General features: G+C 62.5%; 12 protein-coding genes. 7 read left to right on the top strand and 5 right to left on the bottom strand.

The annotated features are described in order from the left end of the window. Positions 1–18 precede the first annotated feature (18 nt). The 6 genes from JV18_RS0106695 to JV18_RS0106720 are packed head-to-tail and all read left to right on the top strand — an operon-like array spanning position 19 to position 6027. Positions 19–1299 (top strand): extracellular solute-binding protein, encoded by a 1281-nt coding sequence (locus tag JV18_RS0106695; protein WP_033073902.1) that lies wholly within the window; start codon positions 19–21, stop codon positions 1297–1299. Continuing rightward, the gene (locus tag JV18_RS0106700; protein ID WP_033073903.1) at positions 1296–2189 is read left to right on the top strand and encodes a carbohydrate ABC transporter permease; all 894 of its coding nucleotides are present in this window, start codon (positions 1296–1298) and stop codon (positions 2187–2189) included. Before JV18_RS0106695 ends, JV18_RS0106700 begins: the two co-directional genes overlap by 4 nt. Continuing rightward, complete coding sequence (locus tag JV18_RS0106705; protein WP_033073904.1) at positions 2186–3001, top strand: carbohydrate ABC transporter permease; 816 nt, start codon at positions 2186–2188, stop codon at positions 2999–3001. The genes JV18_RS0106700 and JV18_RS0106705 overlap by 4 nt, the downstream gene beginning before the upstream one ends. A gap of 34 nt (positions 3002–3035) precedes the next feature. Continuing rightward, complete coding sequence (locus JV18_RS14485) at positions 3036–3824, top strand: PHB depolymerase family esterase (RefSeq protein ID WP_144243888.1); 789 nt, start codon at positions 3036–3038, stop codon at positions 3822–3824. Then, the gene (locus JV18_RS0106715; protein ID WP_033073905.1) at positions 3821–5170 is read left to right on the top strand and encodes a GH1 family beta-glucosidase; all 1350 of its coding nucleotides are present in this window, start codon (positions 3821–3823) and stop codon (positions 5168–5170) included. The genes JV18_RS14485 and JV18_RS0106715 overlap by 4 nt, the downstream gene beginning before the upstream one ends. Beyond that, on the top strand, positions 5167–6027 hold the full coding sequence (locus JV18_RS0106720) for an endonuclease/exonuclease/phosphatase family protein (RefSeq protein WP_033073906.1): 861 nt from the start codon (positions 5167–5169) through the stop codon (positions 6025–6027). The genes JV18_RS0106715 and JV18_RS0106720 overlap by 4 nt, the downstream gene beginning before the upstream one ends. Positions 6028–6046: 19 nt before the next feature. Here the strand turns inward: JV18_RS0106720 and JV18_RS0106725 are convergent, their stop codons facing one another. Then, the gene (locus tag JV18_RS0106725; protein WP_033073907.1) at positions 6047–7555 is read right to left on the bottom strand and encodes a glucoamylase family protein; all 1509 of its coding nucleotides are present in this window, start codon (positions 7553–7555) and stop codon (positions 6047–6049) included. A 75-nt stretch (positions 7556–7630) separates the two neighbouring features. Next, positions 7631–10678 carry a TonB-dependent receptor gene (locus JV18_RS0106730; protein WP_033073908.1) on the bottom strand — a complete coding sequence of 1016 codons (3048 nt, stop codon included), beginning with the start codon at positions 10676–10678 and terminating at the stop codon, positions 7631–7633. 263 nt (positions 10679–10941) lie between these two features. Here JV18_RS0106730 and bglX point away from each other — a divergent pair, with 263 nt between their 5' ends. Beyond that, positions 10942–13260, top strand: a complete 2319-nt coding sequence (gene bglX / locus JV18_RS0106735; RefSeq protein WP_033073909.1) for a beta-glucosidase BglX — start codon at positions 10942–10944, stop codon at positions 13258–13260. A gap of 128 nt (positions 13261–13388) precedes the next feature. Here the strand turns inward: bglX and JV18_RS0106740 are convergent, their stop codons facing one another. Genes JV18_RS0106740 through JV18_RS0106750 form a run of 3 tightly spaced genes read right to left on the bottom strand, consistent with a single transcriptional unit; the run spans position 13389 to position 16780 of the window. Further along, positions 13389–14333, bottom strand: coding sequence for a DUF4886 domain-containing protein (locus tag JV18_RS0106740; protein WP_235302931.1), 945 nt, complete (start codon positions 14331–14333; stop codon positions 13389–13391). Between the two features lie 22 nt (positions 14334–14355). Beyond that, entirely contained in the window at positions 14356–16005 is a 1650-nt protein-coding gene (locus JV18_RS0106745; protein WP_052072118.1) for an acyl-CoA dehydrogenase family protein, read from the bottom strand. A 40-nt stretch (positions 16006–16045) separates the two neighbouring features. Next, the gene (locus JV18_RS0106750) at positions 16046–16780 is read right to left on the bottom strand and encodes an HPP family protein (RefSeq protein ID WP_235302933.1); all 735 of its coding nucleotides are present in this window, start codon (positions 16778–16780) and stop codon (positions 16046–16048) included. Between the last annotated feature and the right edge of the window lie 43 nt (positions 16781–16823).

Here is a 16823-nt window from a genome sequence, read left to right on the forward strand (position 1 = left end):
CCGGTGCGGCCCTGCCCCATGTATCTGACGCGCCGCCATATGGTCGGCGCGCTCGGCGCGCTGCCGCTCGCATCGCTGCTCGGCGGATGCGGTGCGCGCGGCGCCGACGGGCTAAGCATCTGGGCGATGGGCAATGAAGCCGCCAGCCTGCCGCAGTTATTGGCGCAAATCCCCCTGCCCCCGGCCTTCCCGCCGGTGCGGGTGCAGGCGCTGCCATGGAGCGCGGCGCATGAAAAATTGCTCACCGGCTTTGCGGGCGACGCCCTCCCCACCATGGGACAGGTTGGCAATAGCTGGCTTGCCGAAATGGCCGCGATCGGCGCGATCGCCCCGGTGCCCGCTGCGGCGCAATCCTTGCTCGATGACCAGTACGCCGCCGTCGTCGATACCAACCGGATCGACGGCCATGCCTGGGCCATCCCCTGGTATGTTGACACGCGGCTGCAATTTTATCGCAAGGATATGTTCGCGCGCGCGGGCTATGCCGCGCCCCCGCTGCGCTGGGCCGAATGGAAGGCGGCGCTGCACAAGGTGAAGGCGCTGGCGGGCGACGGCAATTATGCGCTGCTTTTGCCGCTCAACGAATTTGAACAATTGCTCACCCTCGCCCTGTCGGCGGGCGCGCGACTGCTGCGCGACAATGGCGCGCGCGGCGCCTTTTCGGACCCCGAATTCAAGGAAGCGCTCGGCTTTTACAAAAGCCTGTTCGACGAAGGGCTGGCCCCCATCGCTTCGGCAACGCAGATTTCGAACATATGGAATGAATTTGCGCGCGGCTTTTTCAGCATCTTCACCTCGGGTCCTTGGACGATCGGCGACCTCAAGACGCGGCTCGCGCCCGATATGCAGGATAAATGGGGCACCGCGCCCAACCCCGGCCCTGACGGCATCGGCGCCGCCGCCCCCGGCGGGTCGAGCCTGGTCGTCTTTGCCGGGCAGGATCAGGGCGAGGCGGCGTGGCGCCTGATCGCACAATTGCTCGCGCCGTCGGCGCAGCTTCAATTTCACCATCTCACCGGCAATCTGCCCGCGCGCCGCTCGGTATGGGATGCGGCAGGCCTTGCCGCCGATCCGATCGTCGCGCCCTTTGCGGCACAGCTCGACCATGCCCGCGCGCTGCCCAAGGTCCCCGAATGGGAACGGATCGTCACCGAAATGCAGGTCGTCGCCGAACGCATGGTGCGCGGCCAATATAGCGTCGATGAAGCTGCGCGCGAAATTGACGCGCGCGCCGACCGCCTGCTCGAAAAGCGCCGCTGGATGCTGGACAAGGGGCAGGCGCTGGGGGCCGGGGCATGAGCATCGCGCGCCTCCGCGAAGCCCGCGCGGGCTGGGCGATGACCGCGCCAGCGCTCGCCGCCATCTTCCTTTTCTTCGCGCTGCCCGCCGCCGCCTCGCTGCTGCTCAGCTTTACCGATTTCGACATTTATGCGCTCGCCGATCTCGGCAATTTGCGCTTCATCGGCTTCGACAATTATGCCCGGCTGCTCGATAATCCGCTGTTCTGGAAAGCGATGGGCAATACCTTGCTCTTCGTCGCCTTCGGCACGCCCTTCATCGTCATCCTCTCGTTGTTCGCGGCGATGCTCGTTCATTCGCGCTGGCTCCATTGGCGGCCCGTCTGGCGCGTCGCGCTCTTCGCGCCCTATGTCACCACGCTCGTCGCCACCGCGGTCGTCTGGCGCTATCTGCTCCACACCCGCTACGGCCTCGTCAATTACGTCCTCTCGCTGTTCGGCGCGGGGCCGATCGACTGGCTCGGCAGCCCCACCGCCTCGCTTCCCGCCATATTGATCTTCGTCGGCTGGAAAAGCTTTGGCTATAATATGATCATCTTCCTCGCCGCGCTGCAGACCGTCCCGCGCGAGCTGGACGAGGCGGCGCGGCTCGACGGCGCGGGCTGGTTCATGCGGCTGCGCCACGTCACCCTGCCCGCCATTTCGCCGACCTTCCTGCTCGTCTCGGTGCTCACCGTCGCCGCAATGTTCCAGCTTTTCACCGAACCCTATGTGATGACGCAGGGCGGCCCCGCCCAATCGACCGTCACCGTCCTTTATTTCATGTATGAAGAAGGCTTCAAATGGTGGAATCTGGGGTCGGGCGCGGCGGTCGCCTTCCTCCTCTTCCTCTGCATTCTCGCCATCACCCTCGTCCAGCTGCGCCTTGCGCGGCGGGCAGGCGCGCTATGAGCGCGCGGCGCATTCTTGTCACCGCGCTCGCCGCGCTGGTGGCGCTGATCACCGTTGCGCCGCTGCTGTGGATGGTCTCGGTCAGCTTCATGGCGCCGGGGGAGGCCGCGCAATTCCCGCCGCCGCTGCTGCCGCAAAGCCCCAGCCTTGAAAATTACCGCCAGCTTTTCGAAACCTATGGCGTCGGGCGCTTCCTTGCCAACAGCCTGCTCGTCTCGACGCTCGCGACCCTGCTCGCCCTGCTCTTCACCATTCCGGCGGGCTATGCCTTTGCCAAGCTGCGGTTCCATGGCCGCGATGCGACCTTCCGCCTGCTCGTCGCCGCGCTGGTGGTGCCGGGGCAGATCGGGATGCTGCCCCTGTTCCTCGAACTCAAGGCAATGGGGCTCGTCAACAGCTATGCGGGCGCGCTCATCCCCTGGCTCGCGGGGATTTTCGGCATTTTCCTCGTGCGCCAATATTGCCTCGCCATCCCCGATGAAATGCTGGAGGCGGCACGGATCGACGGCGCAAGCGAGGCGCAGATTTTGCGCCACATCGTCCTGCCGATCCTGACCCCGATCATCGTCACCCTGGCGCTGTTCGTCTTTCTGGGAAGCTGGAATGATTTCATGTGGCCGCTGATCATATTGGCGGATCAGGAGCTTTATACACTGCCCGTCGCGCTCGCGGCGCTCAGCCGCGAACATGTGCAGGATAATGAATTGATGATGGCGGGCGCGGTGGTCACCACCCTGCCCGTCCTCATTCTCTTCCTGGCGCTTCAGCGCTTCTACCTCGACGGCCTTCTGACCGGGAGTGTGAAGGGATGAGGCGATTTTTCTCTCCAGCCAATAAGGACAGTTGATGCGACCCATTCAAGGCGCCCTTGCCGCGCTCGCCCTTTCCCTTGCCCCCGCGCTTCCGGCTTTGGCCATGGCGGCGCCCACGACCGCCCCGGCAACAACCGACGGCCAGTCGCCGCAACCGGCGATAGAGGCAGGCAATTATCCCTATCAGCTGTTCTTGCCGCGCGGATATTCGGCGGACAGCAAGGCCGATTGGCCGCTCCTCATCTTCCTCCATGGTTCGGGGGAGCGGGGCAACGATCTCGCGCGGGTCAAGGTCCATGGCCCGCCCAAGATCGCCGACCGCAATCCCCATTTCCCCTTTGTCACCGTCTCGCCGCTGCTCGGCGCCGATCAGGATTGGGACGTGGCAAAGCTCGACCGGCTGCTCGATCATATTGTCGCCACCCACCGCATCGACCGCACCCGCATTTATCTGACCGGCCTCAGCCGCGGCGGTCATGCGAGCTGGCGCTGGGCCATCGCCCAGCCGCACCGTTTCGCTGCGGTCGCCCCGGTGGCGGGGCGCGGCGATCCCGCGGGTGCCTGCGCGCTCAAGGACACCCCCGTCTGGGCCTTTCACGGCGACCGCGACGATGTGGTAACGCCAGAGGGCAGCTTTGCCATGGCGCGCGCGATCCGCGCCTGCGGCGGGCAACGCTCGCGCCTCACCATCTATCCTGACCTGGGCCACAATGCGTGGGATCCCGCCTATGACGATCCCGCGCTCTATTACTGGCTGCTTTCGCACCGCCTGCCGACGCCCGCCGCCGTCCCGGCCACCAAGACGCGCAAGGACCGCAAATGACCCGCTCGCCCTTTCCCGACAATTTCCTGTGGGGCGCGGCGACCGCGGCCTATCAGATCGAAGGGTCACCGCTCGCCGATGGCGCAGGGCCGAGCATCTGGCAGCGTTTCTGCCACGACCCCCGGCTGATGGCGGCGCCCGGCGACACAGGCGATATCGCCTGCGACCATTATAACCGGATGGAAAGCGACGTCGCGCTGATGAAGCAATTGGGGCTGCAGGCCTATCGCTTCAGCACCGGTTGGGGCCGCATCCTTCCCGAAGGTGTCGGGCGGGTGAATCAGAAGGGGCTCGATTTCTATGACCGGCTCGTCGACACTTTGCTCGCGCATGACATTGAACCCTTGCTCACCCTTCATCATTGGGACCTGCCCGCCGCGCTTGACGATCGCGGCGGCTGGCTCAACCGCGACAGCGCCGACTGGTTCGCCGAATATGCCGATATTCTCTATCGCGCGCTCGACGGGCGGGTGAAAAAATGGGTGACGCTCAACGAACCCTGGGTGATCACCGATGGCGGCTATCTCCATGGCGCGCTCGCCCCCGGCCATCGCAACATGTTCGAAGCGCCCATCGCCACCCATAATCTGATGCGCGCCCATGGTCGCGCGGTGCAGGCCTATCGCGCGACCGGCGCGCATGAAATCGGACTGGTTGTCAACATCGAACCCAAATATCCGGCGAGCGACAGCATCGAAGATATCGCCGCAACCGCGCGCGCCCACGCCTATATGAACCGCCAATATCTCGAACCCGCCCTCCTCGGCCGCTATCCCGACAAGGAGCTGAAGGAGATTTTCGGGCCGGCATGGCCGCAGTGGCCTGCCGAAGATATGGCGGAAATCTGTCAGAAACTCGACTTTATCGGTATCAACTATTATACCCGCGCCGTCGTCCGCGCCGACCCCGCCCAATGGCCCCAGCGCGCCTCCCCCGTCCCCCAAAATGCCACCCACACCACCACCGGCTGGGAAGTCTATCCTCCTGCCATGACCGACATGCTTGTTTGGTTCCGTGACAGCTTTGGCAACATCCCCCTCTATATCACGGAAAATGGCGCGGCATTCTATGACCCGCCGCAGGCCGGCCCTGACGGCATCGACGATCCGCTGCGCTGCGATTATCTGCGCAGCCACATCAGCGCCGTCGGCGAAGCGATCCGCCAGGGGGTCGATGTGCGCGGCTATATGGCCTGGTCGCTGCTCGACAATCTGGAATGGTCGCTCGGCTATTCCAAGCGTTTCGGCATCGTCCACGTCGATTATGAAAGCCAGCAGCGCACCCCCAAGCGCAGCGCGCATCTTTACAGCGAGATCATCCGCACCAACGGCGCCAATCTCGCATGAGACGCTGGTTCGGCCTTTTGCTCGCGCCCCTGCTCGCGCTTCCAGCGGTCGCGAAAGAGGCACCCGCGCGCCTCAGCGCGATGAGCTATAATATCCGCCTCGACCTTGCCTCCGACGGCGTCAATGCCTGGCCGCACCGCCGCGCGGCGGTGACAGCGCTGATTGGCTATTATGCCCCCGACATCATCGGGATGCAGGAGGTGCTGCTGCACCAGAAGCAGGCGGTCGAGGCCGATTTGCCGGCCTATATATTCATCGGCGTGGCGCGCGACGATGGCCGGGACGTGGGTGAATTTTCACCGCTCGGCTTTCGCGCCGACCGCTTTGCCTTGCAGGACAGCGGCACCTATTGGCTCTCCCCCACCCCCGCTACGCCGGGCAAGGGCTGGGACGCCGCCTATCCGCGTATCGCGACCTGGGCGCGGCTTACGGACCGCAATAGCGGGCAGAGGCTGCTGGTTCTCAACACCCATTTCGACCATGTCGGCGCGATCGCAAAACTCGAAAGCGCACGCCAGATCCGCCGCTGGCTCGCCGCCGAAAGGCGCCAGGGCGAAAGCCTGATCGTCCTGGGCGATTTCAACAGCCCCACGAACAGCCCGCCCTATGCCGCAATGGTCGCGGGCGGCGCGCTGCGCGATGCACGCGCCATCAGCCGCACGCCGCCTTTTGGCCCGCGCGGCAGCTTCACCGGCTTTCGCATCGACGCCGATGAGGTTGATCCGATCGACCATATTTTCGTGAGCGACACTGTCGTGGTCGACCGCCATGCAACCTTGACCCACCAGCAAGCGGGCAAGCTGCCGTCGGATCATTATCCGATATTGGCTGATCTTTGCGTCGGCGAGGGTTGCTGAGGCCCCCCTCGCCTTTCGCTCATTCTTCCCCGGCCGTGTCGAGCCAGCCGCCGGTAAAGCCGATCCGCTTCAGCCCGCGAATGATGTGCGGATTCTTCCGCATCACCTTCCACACCAGCCCGCTACGGTGATTTTCCATCATGGCGAGGATCGGCCCCTGGTCGATGCCCAGATAGTCATTGGCGACCCAGCCTTTTTGGGGATCGACCGCGCCCGAATGCGATCCCGCATCCGCAAAGGTGAAGCTGGGGTTGATCGCATCCTTGAAGCCATAGCGGGTATAAAGGCGCGATCCATATCGGGCGCGCATCGTCATCAGCGCGGGGATAGTGATTTCGGGCGCAAAGGGGACCGAGCCCCCCGCCGCGGTCGGCACGACGGTGCCATCATCGACCACGCGGATCGCGCTCACCCCGCGCGCCATATAGCCGTTAAAGGCGCGCGGCTGGCCGCCCACCTGATATTTGCCATCGGAATAACCCGGCCCGTCCGATGCCGTCCAACCCCAGATATTGGCGCTATAGTCGCGCCAGCCATTGGGATTGTCCGCGCCATAGCCGCGCTGGGCATAGGCCGCGCGGCGGCTGTTCTCGAAATAATCGATCCCCTTGCCGCGCATGAAATCATCCTGAATGCCGCGGAAATCGACCCATACATGGCTATATTGGTGACCGAACATCGGTTCGAACTGCAGATGTTCCTGCCCGTAAAAACTGCCCCAATCCTTTTCCAGATCGGCGGCCCAGCCCTTGTCCCACGCGTCCTTGCCCACCGGATGCGTCGGCGAACCGAGCGCGAGGATATAGACGAGCATCCCTTCATTATAGCCGACCCAGTCATGGGTTTCCCAGCCATTCTCGGGCTTCCACCCCATGGTGATGCCATGCGAATTGGCAAGGTTATGCGCTTCGGTCCCTGTATGGTTGCGCTGCGCCCAGGGCCATTCGACGCGGCGATAGATTTTCTCGGCCAGATCGCGGATCTCGGCCTCGACCGGGTCTTGGCGGTCATAATAGCTTTGCGCGAACAAGGCGCCGGCAAGAAACAGGCTGCTGTCTACGGTCGACAGTTCATTTTCCTTGAAGCGCGTACCGTCGTCATTGCGCAGGAAATGATAGAAAAAGCCCTTGTAGCCGCTCGTGCCGCTGGCGGCCGGTCCCTGGGGGGCTTCCCAGTAAAAGCGCAGGCAATCGCGTGTGCGTTCGGCCGCTTCGCTGCGCGGGACATAGCCGCGCTCGGCGCCAATGCCATAGGCGGTCAGCGCAAAGCCCGTTGCGGCGATGGAAGAAAAAGGATTGCTCGGCCAGCGATCGGGCGCGAGGCAACGCTGCGTGTCAGTCGTATCCCAGAAATAGCGGAAAGTGCGCTGGGTCAGCTCTTCGGAAAATTGCGCCTCGCTGATCGGCGGCAAATCGCCCTGGGCTGTTTCCTTGACCGGCGCCGCGGGCGGAGCCGAAGAAAGCGGAGCGGCACAAGCGGCTGTCAAAGCCACCAGTGGCAAGGCGAACAACCCAAGCCGAAAAGACATTTCATACTCCAATAAGGGGCGGCGCCCGATCCCGGGAGAGGAAGGGACCGGGCGCCTGGCGTTGGCTGGCCGCCTTTAGAAGGAGAAGCCAGCCGAAACCTTTACCGTGCGGGGCGGATTACCGCCAACACCCAGACCCGAAATCTCGCGATAGATGCTTGGGCTGTTCGGTGTCCGCGTGTCGTCCGCCGGATTATTATTATAATCGACATAGTTGCGGTCATTAAACAGGTTCAGAATATCGACCCGCAGCCTCAGGCGCGATTCATCGCTGATGAAGCGGAACGGAATATATTTGATGACCGCAAGATCAAACTGGCGCAAGCCCCAGCGATCACCATTTCCGAACGCTTCATTGGCAACCACCGTCCGGCTGGGATTGGGACCCGCCGTATTGACGATAGCCTTCAGATAAGGCGGCGAGGCCAGGGTGAATTTGCCGGAGAAAGTCACGCCGATCGGCAGATCAACCGACCCTGCAGCGACCAAGCGGTGTTTGCGAACGCCGCTCGACCGGACGATCGGATAATCCTCGAGCGACGGGAAGTCGAGGCTGAACACTTCGCCAAAATTCCGGTTCTCCTCGGCTTCGGTATAGGTATAGGTCGCCGCCAGGCTCCACGGCGAGGATGCCGAATAGCTTTTCGAGAATTTAAGATAAGCTGAATCGGCGCTGGTTTCGAGACCATTGGTCCCAATGATGATCGAGCCAAATCCCGCCGGTGCAAATCCCCACGGCGATTCCGGCGCCGAAGGCGCAGGCGGGAAGAAGCTGCCATCAGGACGGCGGTTGCCGAGCAGATAGGCAAAACCATCCTTGCTTTCGATATGGCTAAAGCCCACCTCGGTTTCGAGCAGCGGCTGGAGCCGTGCCCGCAGCCCGATGCTGAACTGGTCCGAATAAGGAACCTTCAGATCATTATCGATGAAGCGCAGCTCGCGGCCTCCGCCGGGCGAACCGGCGAGAAGCTGCTGCCGCCCCTCGGGCGTCAGATAAATGGGGTCCCAAGCGACGCAGTTCGGCCCCGGCGCACAGGTGTTATAAGGGTCGCCCGTGTTGAAGTTGAAAGTGCGGGTCGAGAATGAGCCGACGCTGATTTCCTGTTGCAGGAAATCAAACTGATTGCGGTCATAAGACCGGCCATAACCGCCGAATACTACGAAACGGGCGTCTTCATCGAGCTCATAGCTGAACCCGATCCGCGGCTGCCATGCGCCGGTGAAGGCCTTGCGCTCGGTGCCCGTCGAGATGAAATCGTTGATGTCATAATTGGCGTTGATCAAATTGGGATAATTGGCGGGCGAGACCGCGTTCACCGCGTCGTCGGGATGGACGAAGTCGAGATAGGATGGGGTCCGCTCATAATCCCATCGCACACCGAGGTTCAGCGTCAGCCGGTCAGTGACTTCCCAATCATCCTGAACATAGACGCCAAACTGCCAATTCTTCGAATTGATAATCGGGCTGCCATTGCCGGTCGAAGCGCCGAACTGGACGCGATAGGGAATTTCCTCGTTGAAGCTGCCGCCATTGGGATTGAAGGCGGTGTTATAGGTATAGACGGGATTGAAATTGTTGAGTTGCAAGCTGTTCAGCTCGACCCATTTCGACTTCACCCCGAATTTGATGGTGTGGCCTTCAAAACCGATCCAGGTGAAATCATTCTGGAAGCCCCAGCCTTTCTGCCCCTTGTCCTGATAATTACCGCCCCCGCCGATGCGCAGGATATCCGCTCGGTCGACCTTGGTCGGGTCGCTTTCATTCTGTGCGGCATAGGCAAAAAGGCTGGCGTTGCCGAACACCGTTGGCGTGGGCGCCCAGCCCACATCCTCATAGGTAAGCTTGAGATCGTTGATCCAATTGTCGGTCGTATGCTCCCAGCGCGCGGTGCCGCGATATTCGATCACCTTTTGCGCGCTGATCGTTTCGCGCGAGTTGATACCGCTACTCAGAAACTCGCCGCTTTCGCGGCGATGGCGCCCCGATAGCTCGATCAGATCGTTCGCCGTCGGCTGAAAGCTGAGCTTTCCAAAGTAGAGATCTTCGTTGAAGGTCGCATTGGTCGGCCCGAACAGCCCCTGATACTTCTCCGGGAAATAGGAAAGGGGCAGATTGAAACCGGGGCGGATTTCCCGCGGGTTTTCCTGTCGCTTCCCTTCGTATGTTACGAAGAAGTGCAGCATGTCCTTGATGATCGGACCGCCCAGCGCCCCGCCAAATTGGAAATCCTTGGTTTCGACCTTGCCGCTGCGCAATTCATTGGGACGCGCATCGCGCAGCCCTTGGTCGGTATAATCAATAAAGGCTTCGCCGTGGAATTCATTGGTGCCCGAACGGGTGACCGCCGTGATCGCGACCGAACTCACCTGATCGAATTCGGCCTTATAGTTGGACGAAATGACACGATACTCGCCCACCGCCAATTGCGGGAAGGGATTGCCTTGCGTCGAATCCTGTCCGGCAACGCCATTCTTCAGGACATAATCCTTTTGCCCGACGCCATCGATGAAGACATTAACCGTACTGCTGTTCTGCGCGCCGCCTTGCAGGCGCGACTGCTCACCGCTTCCCGTCACAAACTGGACGCCCGGCGCGAGGTCGGCAAAAGCCAGGAAATTGCGGTTGTTCTGCGGCAGCACTTCGATCTGGCGCTGCGAAATGCTGGTACCCACTTCGCCGCCTTCCATCGAACGCAGGCGGCTGCCGGTAACGATGATGGCATCATCGCCGGCCGAGACAATGTCAGCCGAGGAGAAATCGAAATCGAGCACCGCATTCTGCGCCACATTGAGCGCAAATTCGTCGGTATGCCGCACGCCATTCGCCGTCGTCAGTTCCAGCCGGTAGGTGCCGACCGGAAGCGAGGGGAAATTATAGGTTCCGCCAGCGCCCACAGCGACAGTGCGCGAAAATCCGGTTCCGACATTGATCGCCGTTACCTGCGATACGCCGCCATCGGCCTTGACCGTACCGCGCAGCGAGGCGTTTGAAACCTGCGCCTGCGCAGGCGTTGCAATAGCGCAAGCAAGCGCGCCTGCCGCGCTGCTCCATGCAAGGGCGGCCGCAAGAGCGCGCCCGCGCGAAACGCGCGCAGCTTTATTCTGATACATACGCAATGACATCACGGCATCCTCCCTAGTTGGCCCCGCCTTTCCGTGTACCGGCCGCAAAACGGCGATGTTTCGCCGCTCCACGTCCCATCGAATCACCGAAAGGCCCTTATTTGCGTTTTTGGGTTTGTAACCGGTTTCACAATCACTGTATAGAGGGGTTCAACACAGGCGGGGAATATGCAGAATCAACCAAAGAGCGGTTTTTTTTCGCGGATTTTCGCGCATCACAGCCAAAATCTAATCACAAATCTGATCATGGAGATGGATATATTATGCCGCCGATATCGCGCAATTTTGCAACAATCACGCTGGCCAGCCTGATGCTCACCGGAGCCTTTTCAGCCATTCCCGCGCAGGCAAAAAGCGCGCAGCGCGGCGACACCCAGGTCACGGTCGATGCAAGCCGGTGGGAAGCCGCCGATCCGGCCATGGACCGCTTTATCACCGACCTGATGTCCAAAATGACATTGGAAGAAAAAATCGGCCAAATGTCGCTGCTTACCAGTGACTGGGATTCGACCGGCCCGACAATGCGCGAAGGATATCAGGACGATATTCGCAAGGGTCGCATCGGCTCTATCTTCAATGCGTTTTCGGCCAATTACACCCGCGAATTGCAGCGGATGGCGGTTGAGGAAACACGGCTGAAAATCCCGCTCCTTTTTGGCTATGACGTGATCCACGGCCACCGCACCATCTTCCCCATTTCGCTGGGCGAATCGGCAAGCTGGGACCTGAAAGCCATTGAAAAGGCTGCACGAATTTCCGCAACCGAGGCATCGGCGGAGGGCATTCACTGGACCTTCTCGCCCATGGTCGACATCTCGCGCGATCCGCGCTGGGGCCGCGTATCCGAAGGCGCAGGCGAGGATGTCTATCTCGGCAGCCGCATCGCCGAAGCGCGCGTGCGCGGCTATCAGGGCGACGACCTCGGCCGCGTCGATACGGTGCTCGCGACCGCGAAGCATTTCGCCGCCTATGGCGCCGCCCAGGCTGGGCGCGATTATCACACCGTGGACATTTCGGAACGCACGCTGCGCGACGTCTATCTGCCGCCCTTCAAGGCTGCCGCCGATGCCGGCGCGGCCACCTTCATGACCGCCTTCAACGAATATGATGGCGTGCCAGCCTCGGGCAGCCGCTATTTGCTGACCGATGTGCTGCGGCACAAATGGGGCTTCAAGGGCTTTGTCGTAACCGATTACACGTCGATCAATGAAATGGTCGCCCATGGCTATTCCCGCAATCTGAAGGAAGCGGGCGAGCAGGCGATCAACGCCGGGGTCGATATGGACCTTCAAGGCGCTGTTTTCATGGAAAATCTCGCCCAGTCGGTCGCCGAGGGCAAGGTCGACATGCAGCGCGTCGATGCTGCGGTAAAGACGATATTGGAAATGAAATATCGCCTCGGCCTGTTCGAGGACCCCTATCGCTATTCGGATGAAGCGCGCGAAAAGGCGACCGTCTACCGCGCCGACTTCCTCGAAGCCGCGCGCGACGTGGCGCGCAAATCAATGGTGTTGCTGAAAAATGAAGGCAATGCGCTTCCGCTTGCCGCCAACGCGCGTTCCATCGCGGTGATCGGCCCGCTTGCCGACAGCAAGGAGGACATGATCGGAAGCTGGGCCGCCGCGGGCGACCGCAAGACGCGTCCGGTCACCTTGCTCGAAGGAATGAAGGCGCGCGCGCCCAAGGGGACGACAGTCGGCTATGCCAAGGGCGCCAGCTATGATTTTGCGGACGCTGACAAGAACGACGGTTTCGCCGAGGCGCTGGCGCTGGCGGAAAAGTCGGACGTCATCATTGCCGCCATGGGCGAACATTGGAACATGACCGGCGAAGCCGCGAGCCGCACCTCGCTCGACCTGCCGGGCAATCAGCAGGCGCTGCTCGAAGCGCTCGAGAAAACGGGCAAGCCCGTCATTCTGGTGCTGTTGAGCGGACGTCCCAATACGATTGAATGGGCGGACCAGCATATCGATGCCATTTTGCACGCCTGGTATCCGGGCACGATGGGCGGCCACGCCATCGCCGATGTGCTGTTCGGCGACTATAACCCCTCGGGCAAGCTGCCGATGACCTTCCCGCGCAATGTCGGACAGGTGCCCATTCATTATGACATGAAGAATACGGGTCGGCCGATCAATCCGAACGATCCCAATGCCAAATATGTCTCGCGCTATCTCAACACGCCGAACAGCCCGCTTTATCCCTTTGGCTATGGGCTCAGCTACACCAGCTTCGGCTATTCGCCGGTGACGCTCGACAAGCCGCGCATTGCGCCCGGCGAGACGCTGACGGCCAGCGTGACCGTTACCAACAAGGGGCCGCGCGATGGCGAAGAAGTGGTCCAGCTTTATGTCCGCGATCTGGTCGGGTCGGTCACCCGTCCGGTGAAGGAACTGAAAGGCTTTCAGAAAATCCACCTCAAAAAAGGCGAATCGCGCACGGTCCGCTTTCAGCTGAGCGATGCCGACCTCGCCTTCACCCGCGCCGACATGAGCTGGGGTAGCGAGCCGGGCGCATTCAAACTGTGGGTTGGCCCCTCTTCCGCCGCAGGGGTCGAAGCCGAATTTGAACTGACCGAATGACGAACAAGCTGCGTCCGCCGCCACGACATTGGCGGCGGGACCGCGGGTAAAAAGAGAGGCGCGCCTTGATCGGGCGCGCCTCTCTTTTTATTGAGCTTGCGAGGAAAAGCCGGTTCGGAAGGAAGGCCTTACTTCGCCGCGCCGGGGTCCATCCCCAATTCGGCGGCCGCCACCTGCTGCAACGCGGCCGCGACGCGCGGATCGAGGCCGATTTCATGGGCTGCCTTCTCCCCTGCCCCCAGCCGGACGGGGTTGAAGCCGGTCACCTGGCCGAACACCACCAGCGCTTCGAGATAGGAGCCCGCCGCGCTCGCATGATATTGGTCATAGCTCCAAAGATCGACCTGTCCAAAGCTGAGGCCATCATAAGGGTTGGGATCGGCAATCGCCGTCGCCATGGCGCGGTTCCACGCCTCCCCTACCGGGATCACCCCGTCGATGTCGGAAAGCTCCGCATCGATCCGGTCGAGCGCCGCGCGCAAATCCTGCGCCATTTTTTCGACCGGCTGGCCGTGCCAGGCACCCGTCGCGCCATAGACCTGATCGGCGCGCGACCAGGTCGCCATCAGATAGATGGCTACCTTTTCGTTCGCCTGCGTCAAAAGCCGCCCCAATTCCGCAGCGCTGCGCGCGGTCCTTTCTCCGTCGCCGGGGCGGTCGGGATTGAGAATACTATATTCCTGCAGCACCACCACATCCCAAGGCGCGTCGATCATGCCCCGATGGTCACGCAGATGATCGGCCAGCGTGGCGCCGCCGCGCGTCATATGCGTGACGGTCCATTGCTGCCCCGCCTGCTCGGCGAAGCGCGCAAATAGCGCGGGAATCCCGCCCACACCGTCGCCGCGCAGATCGCGCACCGAATCGGGGCGATACCGCAGCACCGCCGAATTGGCGCCTTGGGTGAAGCTATTGCCGACAAAAAGGATCGAACGCGGCGTTTCAGCCTTTTTGGCCTGCGCGAGCGCCGGGGATTGCGCGCCAAAGCCAACCAGGGCGATCAGCAGGATCAAGGCACGGCGCAAGAGCCTCCAGAAAGAGGCGGTTTTCATCGAAAACGCATGATCTGGCATGAAGCAATATCCATTTTTGAGTTCAATTGGCGCGGGTCAGCAGGCCGCGCGCGATAATCTGGGCCTGAATTTCGGCGGCCCCTTCAAAGATCGACAGAATGCGCGCGTCGCACAGCAGGCGGCTGACCGGAAATTCGAGCGCAAAGCCATTGCCGCCGTGGATCTGCACCGCATTATCGGCATTGCTCCACGCGACACGCGCGGCAAGCAGCTTGGCCATTCCCGCCTCTATGTCGCAGCGGCGCCCCTCATCCTTGGCCCGGGCGGCGGCATAGCTCAGCTGGCGCGCGATCATCGTTTCGGCGGCCATCCACCCCAGCTTGTTGGCAACGCGGGGAAAGGCGATCAGCGGCTGGGCGAACTGCATACGCTGGCAGGCATAGCCCAGCCCCAGTTCCAGCGCATTTTGCGCCACGCCGACAGCCCGCGCAGCGGTCTGGATGCGCGCGCTTTCAAAAGTTTCCATGAGCTGCTTGAAGCCCGCCCCCTCGACCCCGCCGAGCAGCGCGCTTTCGGGCAGCACGAAGCCGTCAAAGGCGATTTCATATTCCTTCATGCCGCGATAGCCGAGCACCTCTATCTCGCTGCCCGACATGCCGGGCGCGGGAAACGGGTTGTCATCATCGCCGCGCGGCTTGTCGGCGAGCAGCATGGAGAGGCCGCGATAACCCGGCGCATCGCTGGTCCGTACCAGCAGCGTCATCAGGTCGCTGCGCGCCCCATGGGTGATCCAAGTCTTATTGCCCTCGACCACCCATTTACCCCCCTGCCTGCGCGCCCGCGTCCGCAGCGAGGCCAGGTCGGAGCCAGTATCGGGCTCGGTAAAAACCGCGGTCGGCAGAATCGCGCCGCTGGCGATGCGCGGCAGATAATAAGCGCGCTGTTCATCGGTGCCCCCCAGCCGGATCAGCTCGGCGGCAATTTCGGAGCGCGTGCCCAGCGAGCCCACGCCAATATAGCCGCGCGACAATTCCTCCGACACGAGGCACATGGCAAGCTTTCCAAGCCCCGCGCCGCCAAATTCCTCGGGCACGGTGAGGCCAAAGACCCCGAGCGCCGCCATCTCCTCCACCAGTTCCATCGGAATATAGGCATTGGCGAGATGCCAGCCATGGGCATGGGGCGCGACGCGGTCATCGACGAAGCGGCGGAACTGGTCGGCCATCATCACAAGCATTTCGTCGCCCAGCGCCCGGTCCGCCTCGGCGCCCTCGGCAATCAGCCTTGCGATGTCCCCCGGCGCGGGACGCAGCGGACGCGCCGCCTTGGCAAGCACCAACGCTTCTTCTTCCAGCCCCAGATCGGCGGGACGGAAAATCTCCGCCTGACTCATCGGCAGCCCGCCGCCAAGCTGCGCCATATATTCGGCAAAGCCGGTATGGAGCATATGCTGTTCAAGCTGGCTCAGCGGGCGAGCAGCCGCGATGGCTTCGGCCCAGTCCAGCAGCGCGCGCAGCGCCGCACCATAGGTCGCGGCCCACGCAAGGCCGTGGGCGATATGCTGATGCCGCTGAATATCATCGGCGGAAGGAGCGCCGCCGGGCGCAAGCAGCTCGGCGGTCCGGCGGCGGGCATGGGCGACATAGGCGTCCACCGCTTCGAGCGCCACGCGGCAGAGAGCAAGTCCATCGTCTGCATCATCGCTTTGGCATCCCGCCGCCTGCAGACCCATGACCATCGCATCTCTCCCGATTACATTTTCCCTGCCATAGTCACGCGGCGGCGCCCGCGTCCAGTTGCTCGGCGCCGGTGGAACGCCGCCGTTCGGCGCGCGCCTCGGCATGGGTGAGCAGCATCGCGAGATCCTCGCGGCCGATATCGAATGTTTCGCCCAGATCGGCGAGGGCGCCGTCAATATCCTCGATCAGCAGGCCGGATGGCGAAATGTGCGTGCGAGCCGATGCGTCCGCCTCGCCCTGTCCCGCGGGGACGGCGCGATGCGGATAGCTATGGCCCGACAAGCGATGGAAGAGCCAGCCACTGGCAACGAGCAGCGCCGAGTTGATCGCCACCAGCACCAGAAAGCGCGCACCCCCGTCGGCAAGGATAAGCGACGGGGCGAGAATAGCGCTCAGCGCCGCCGCGCCGCCCGGCGGATGAAGACAGCGGCAGAGCGACATGAGCAGGATTGCCGCCGCCACCGCGACCGGCGCGGCATAGAGCGGATCGGGCAGGAGGAACAAGGTCGCAACGCCGACCATCGCGGAAAGGCTGTTGCCGCCAATAATCGCCCAAGGCTGCGCCAGCGGACTGGCGGGAACGGCAAACAGCAGCACCGTCGATGCGCCAATAGGCGCGACGATCCATGGCATGGATGCGGGCAGCAACAGCCAGCAGCTCGCCCCCACAAAGGCCACCCCCAACAGCGCGCCAGCACAGGCGAGCAGCCGGTCGCGCAGGCTGGCACCCGCCAGCACGGGAATGAAAATCGCCTTTAACCGCGTCAAAACTCAGCCTCTTTCATCGAAGCTGCCCATGCGGTTTCGGTCC

Origin of the sequence: Sphingopyxis sp. MWB1, assembly GCF_000763945.1 — a bacterium.
Taxonomy (GTDB): Bacteria; Pseudomonadota; Alphaproteobacteria; order Sphingomonadales; family Sphingomonadaceae; genus Sphingopyxis.

What these genes read in the sequence shown, in the direction of transcription:
- JV18_RS0106705 (WP_033073904.1), top strand. Translation starts at nt 2,186, where the DNA reads ATGAGCGCGCGGCGCATTCTTGTCACCGCGCTCGCCGCGCTGGTGGCG.
- JV18_RS0106695 (WP_033073902.1), top strand. Translation starts at nt 19, where the DNA reads ATGTATCTGACGCGCCGCCATATGGTCGGCGCGCTCGGCGCGCTGCCG.
- JV18_RS14485 (WP_144243888.1), top strand. Translation starts at nt 3,036, where the DNA reads ATGCGACCCATTCAAGGCGCCCTTGCCGCGCTCGCCCTTTCCCTTGCC.
- bglX (WP_033073909.1), top strand. Translation starts at nt 10,942, where the DNA reads ATGCCGCCGATATCGCGCAATTTTGCAACAATCACGCTGGCCAGCCTG.
- JV18_RS0106715 (WP_033073905.1), top strand. Translation starts at nt 3,821, where the DNA reads ATGACCCGCTCGCCCTTTCCCGACAATTTCCTGTGGGGCGCGGCGACC.
- JV18_RS0106730 (WP_033073908.1), bottom strand. Translation starts at nt 10,678, where the DNA reads ATGTCATTGCGTATGTATCAGAATAAAGCTGCGCGCGTTTCGCGCGGG.
- JV18_RS0106720 (WP_033073906.1), top strand. Translation starts at nt 5,167, where the DNA reads ATGAGACGCTGGTTCGGCCTTTTGCTCGCGCCCCTGCTCGCGCTTCCA.
- JV18_RS0106700 (WP_033073903.1), top strand. Translation starts at nt 1,296, where the DNA reads ATGAGCATCGCGCGCCTCCGCGAAGCCCGCGCGGGCTGGGCGATGACC.
- JV18_RS0106745 (WP_052072118.1), bottom strand. Translation starts at nt 16,005, where the DNA reads ATGGGTCTGCAGGCGGCGGGATGCCAAAGCGATGATGCAGACGATGGA.
- JV18_RS0106740 (WP_235302931.1), bottom strand. Translation starts at nt 14,333, where the DNA reads ATGCCAGATCATGCGTTTTCGATGAAAACCGCCTCTTTCTGGAGGCTC.
- JV18_RS0106725 (WP_033073907.1), bottom strand. Translation starts at nt 7,555, where the DNA reads ATGTCTTTTCGGCTTGGGTTGTTCGCCTTGCCACTGGTGGCTTTGACA.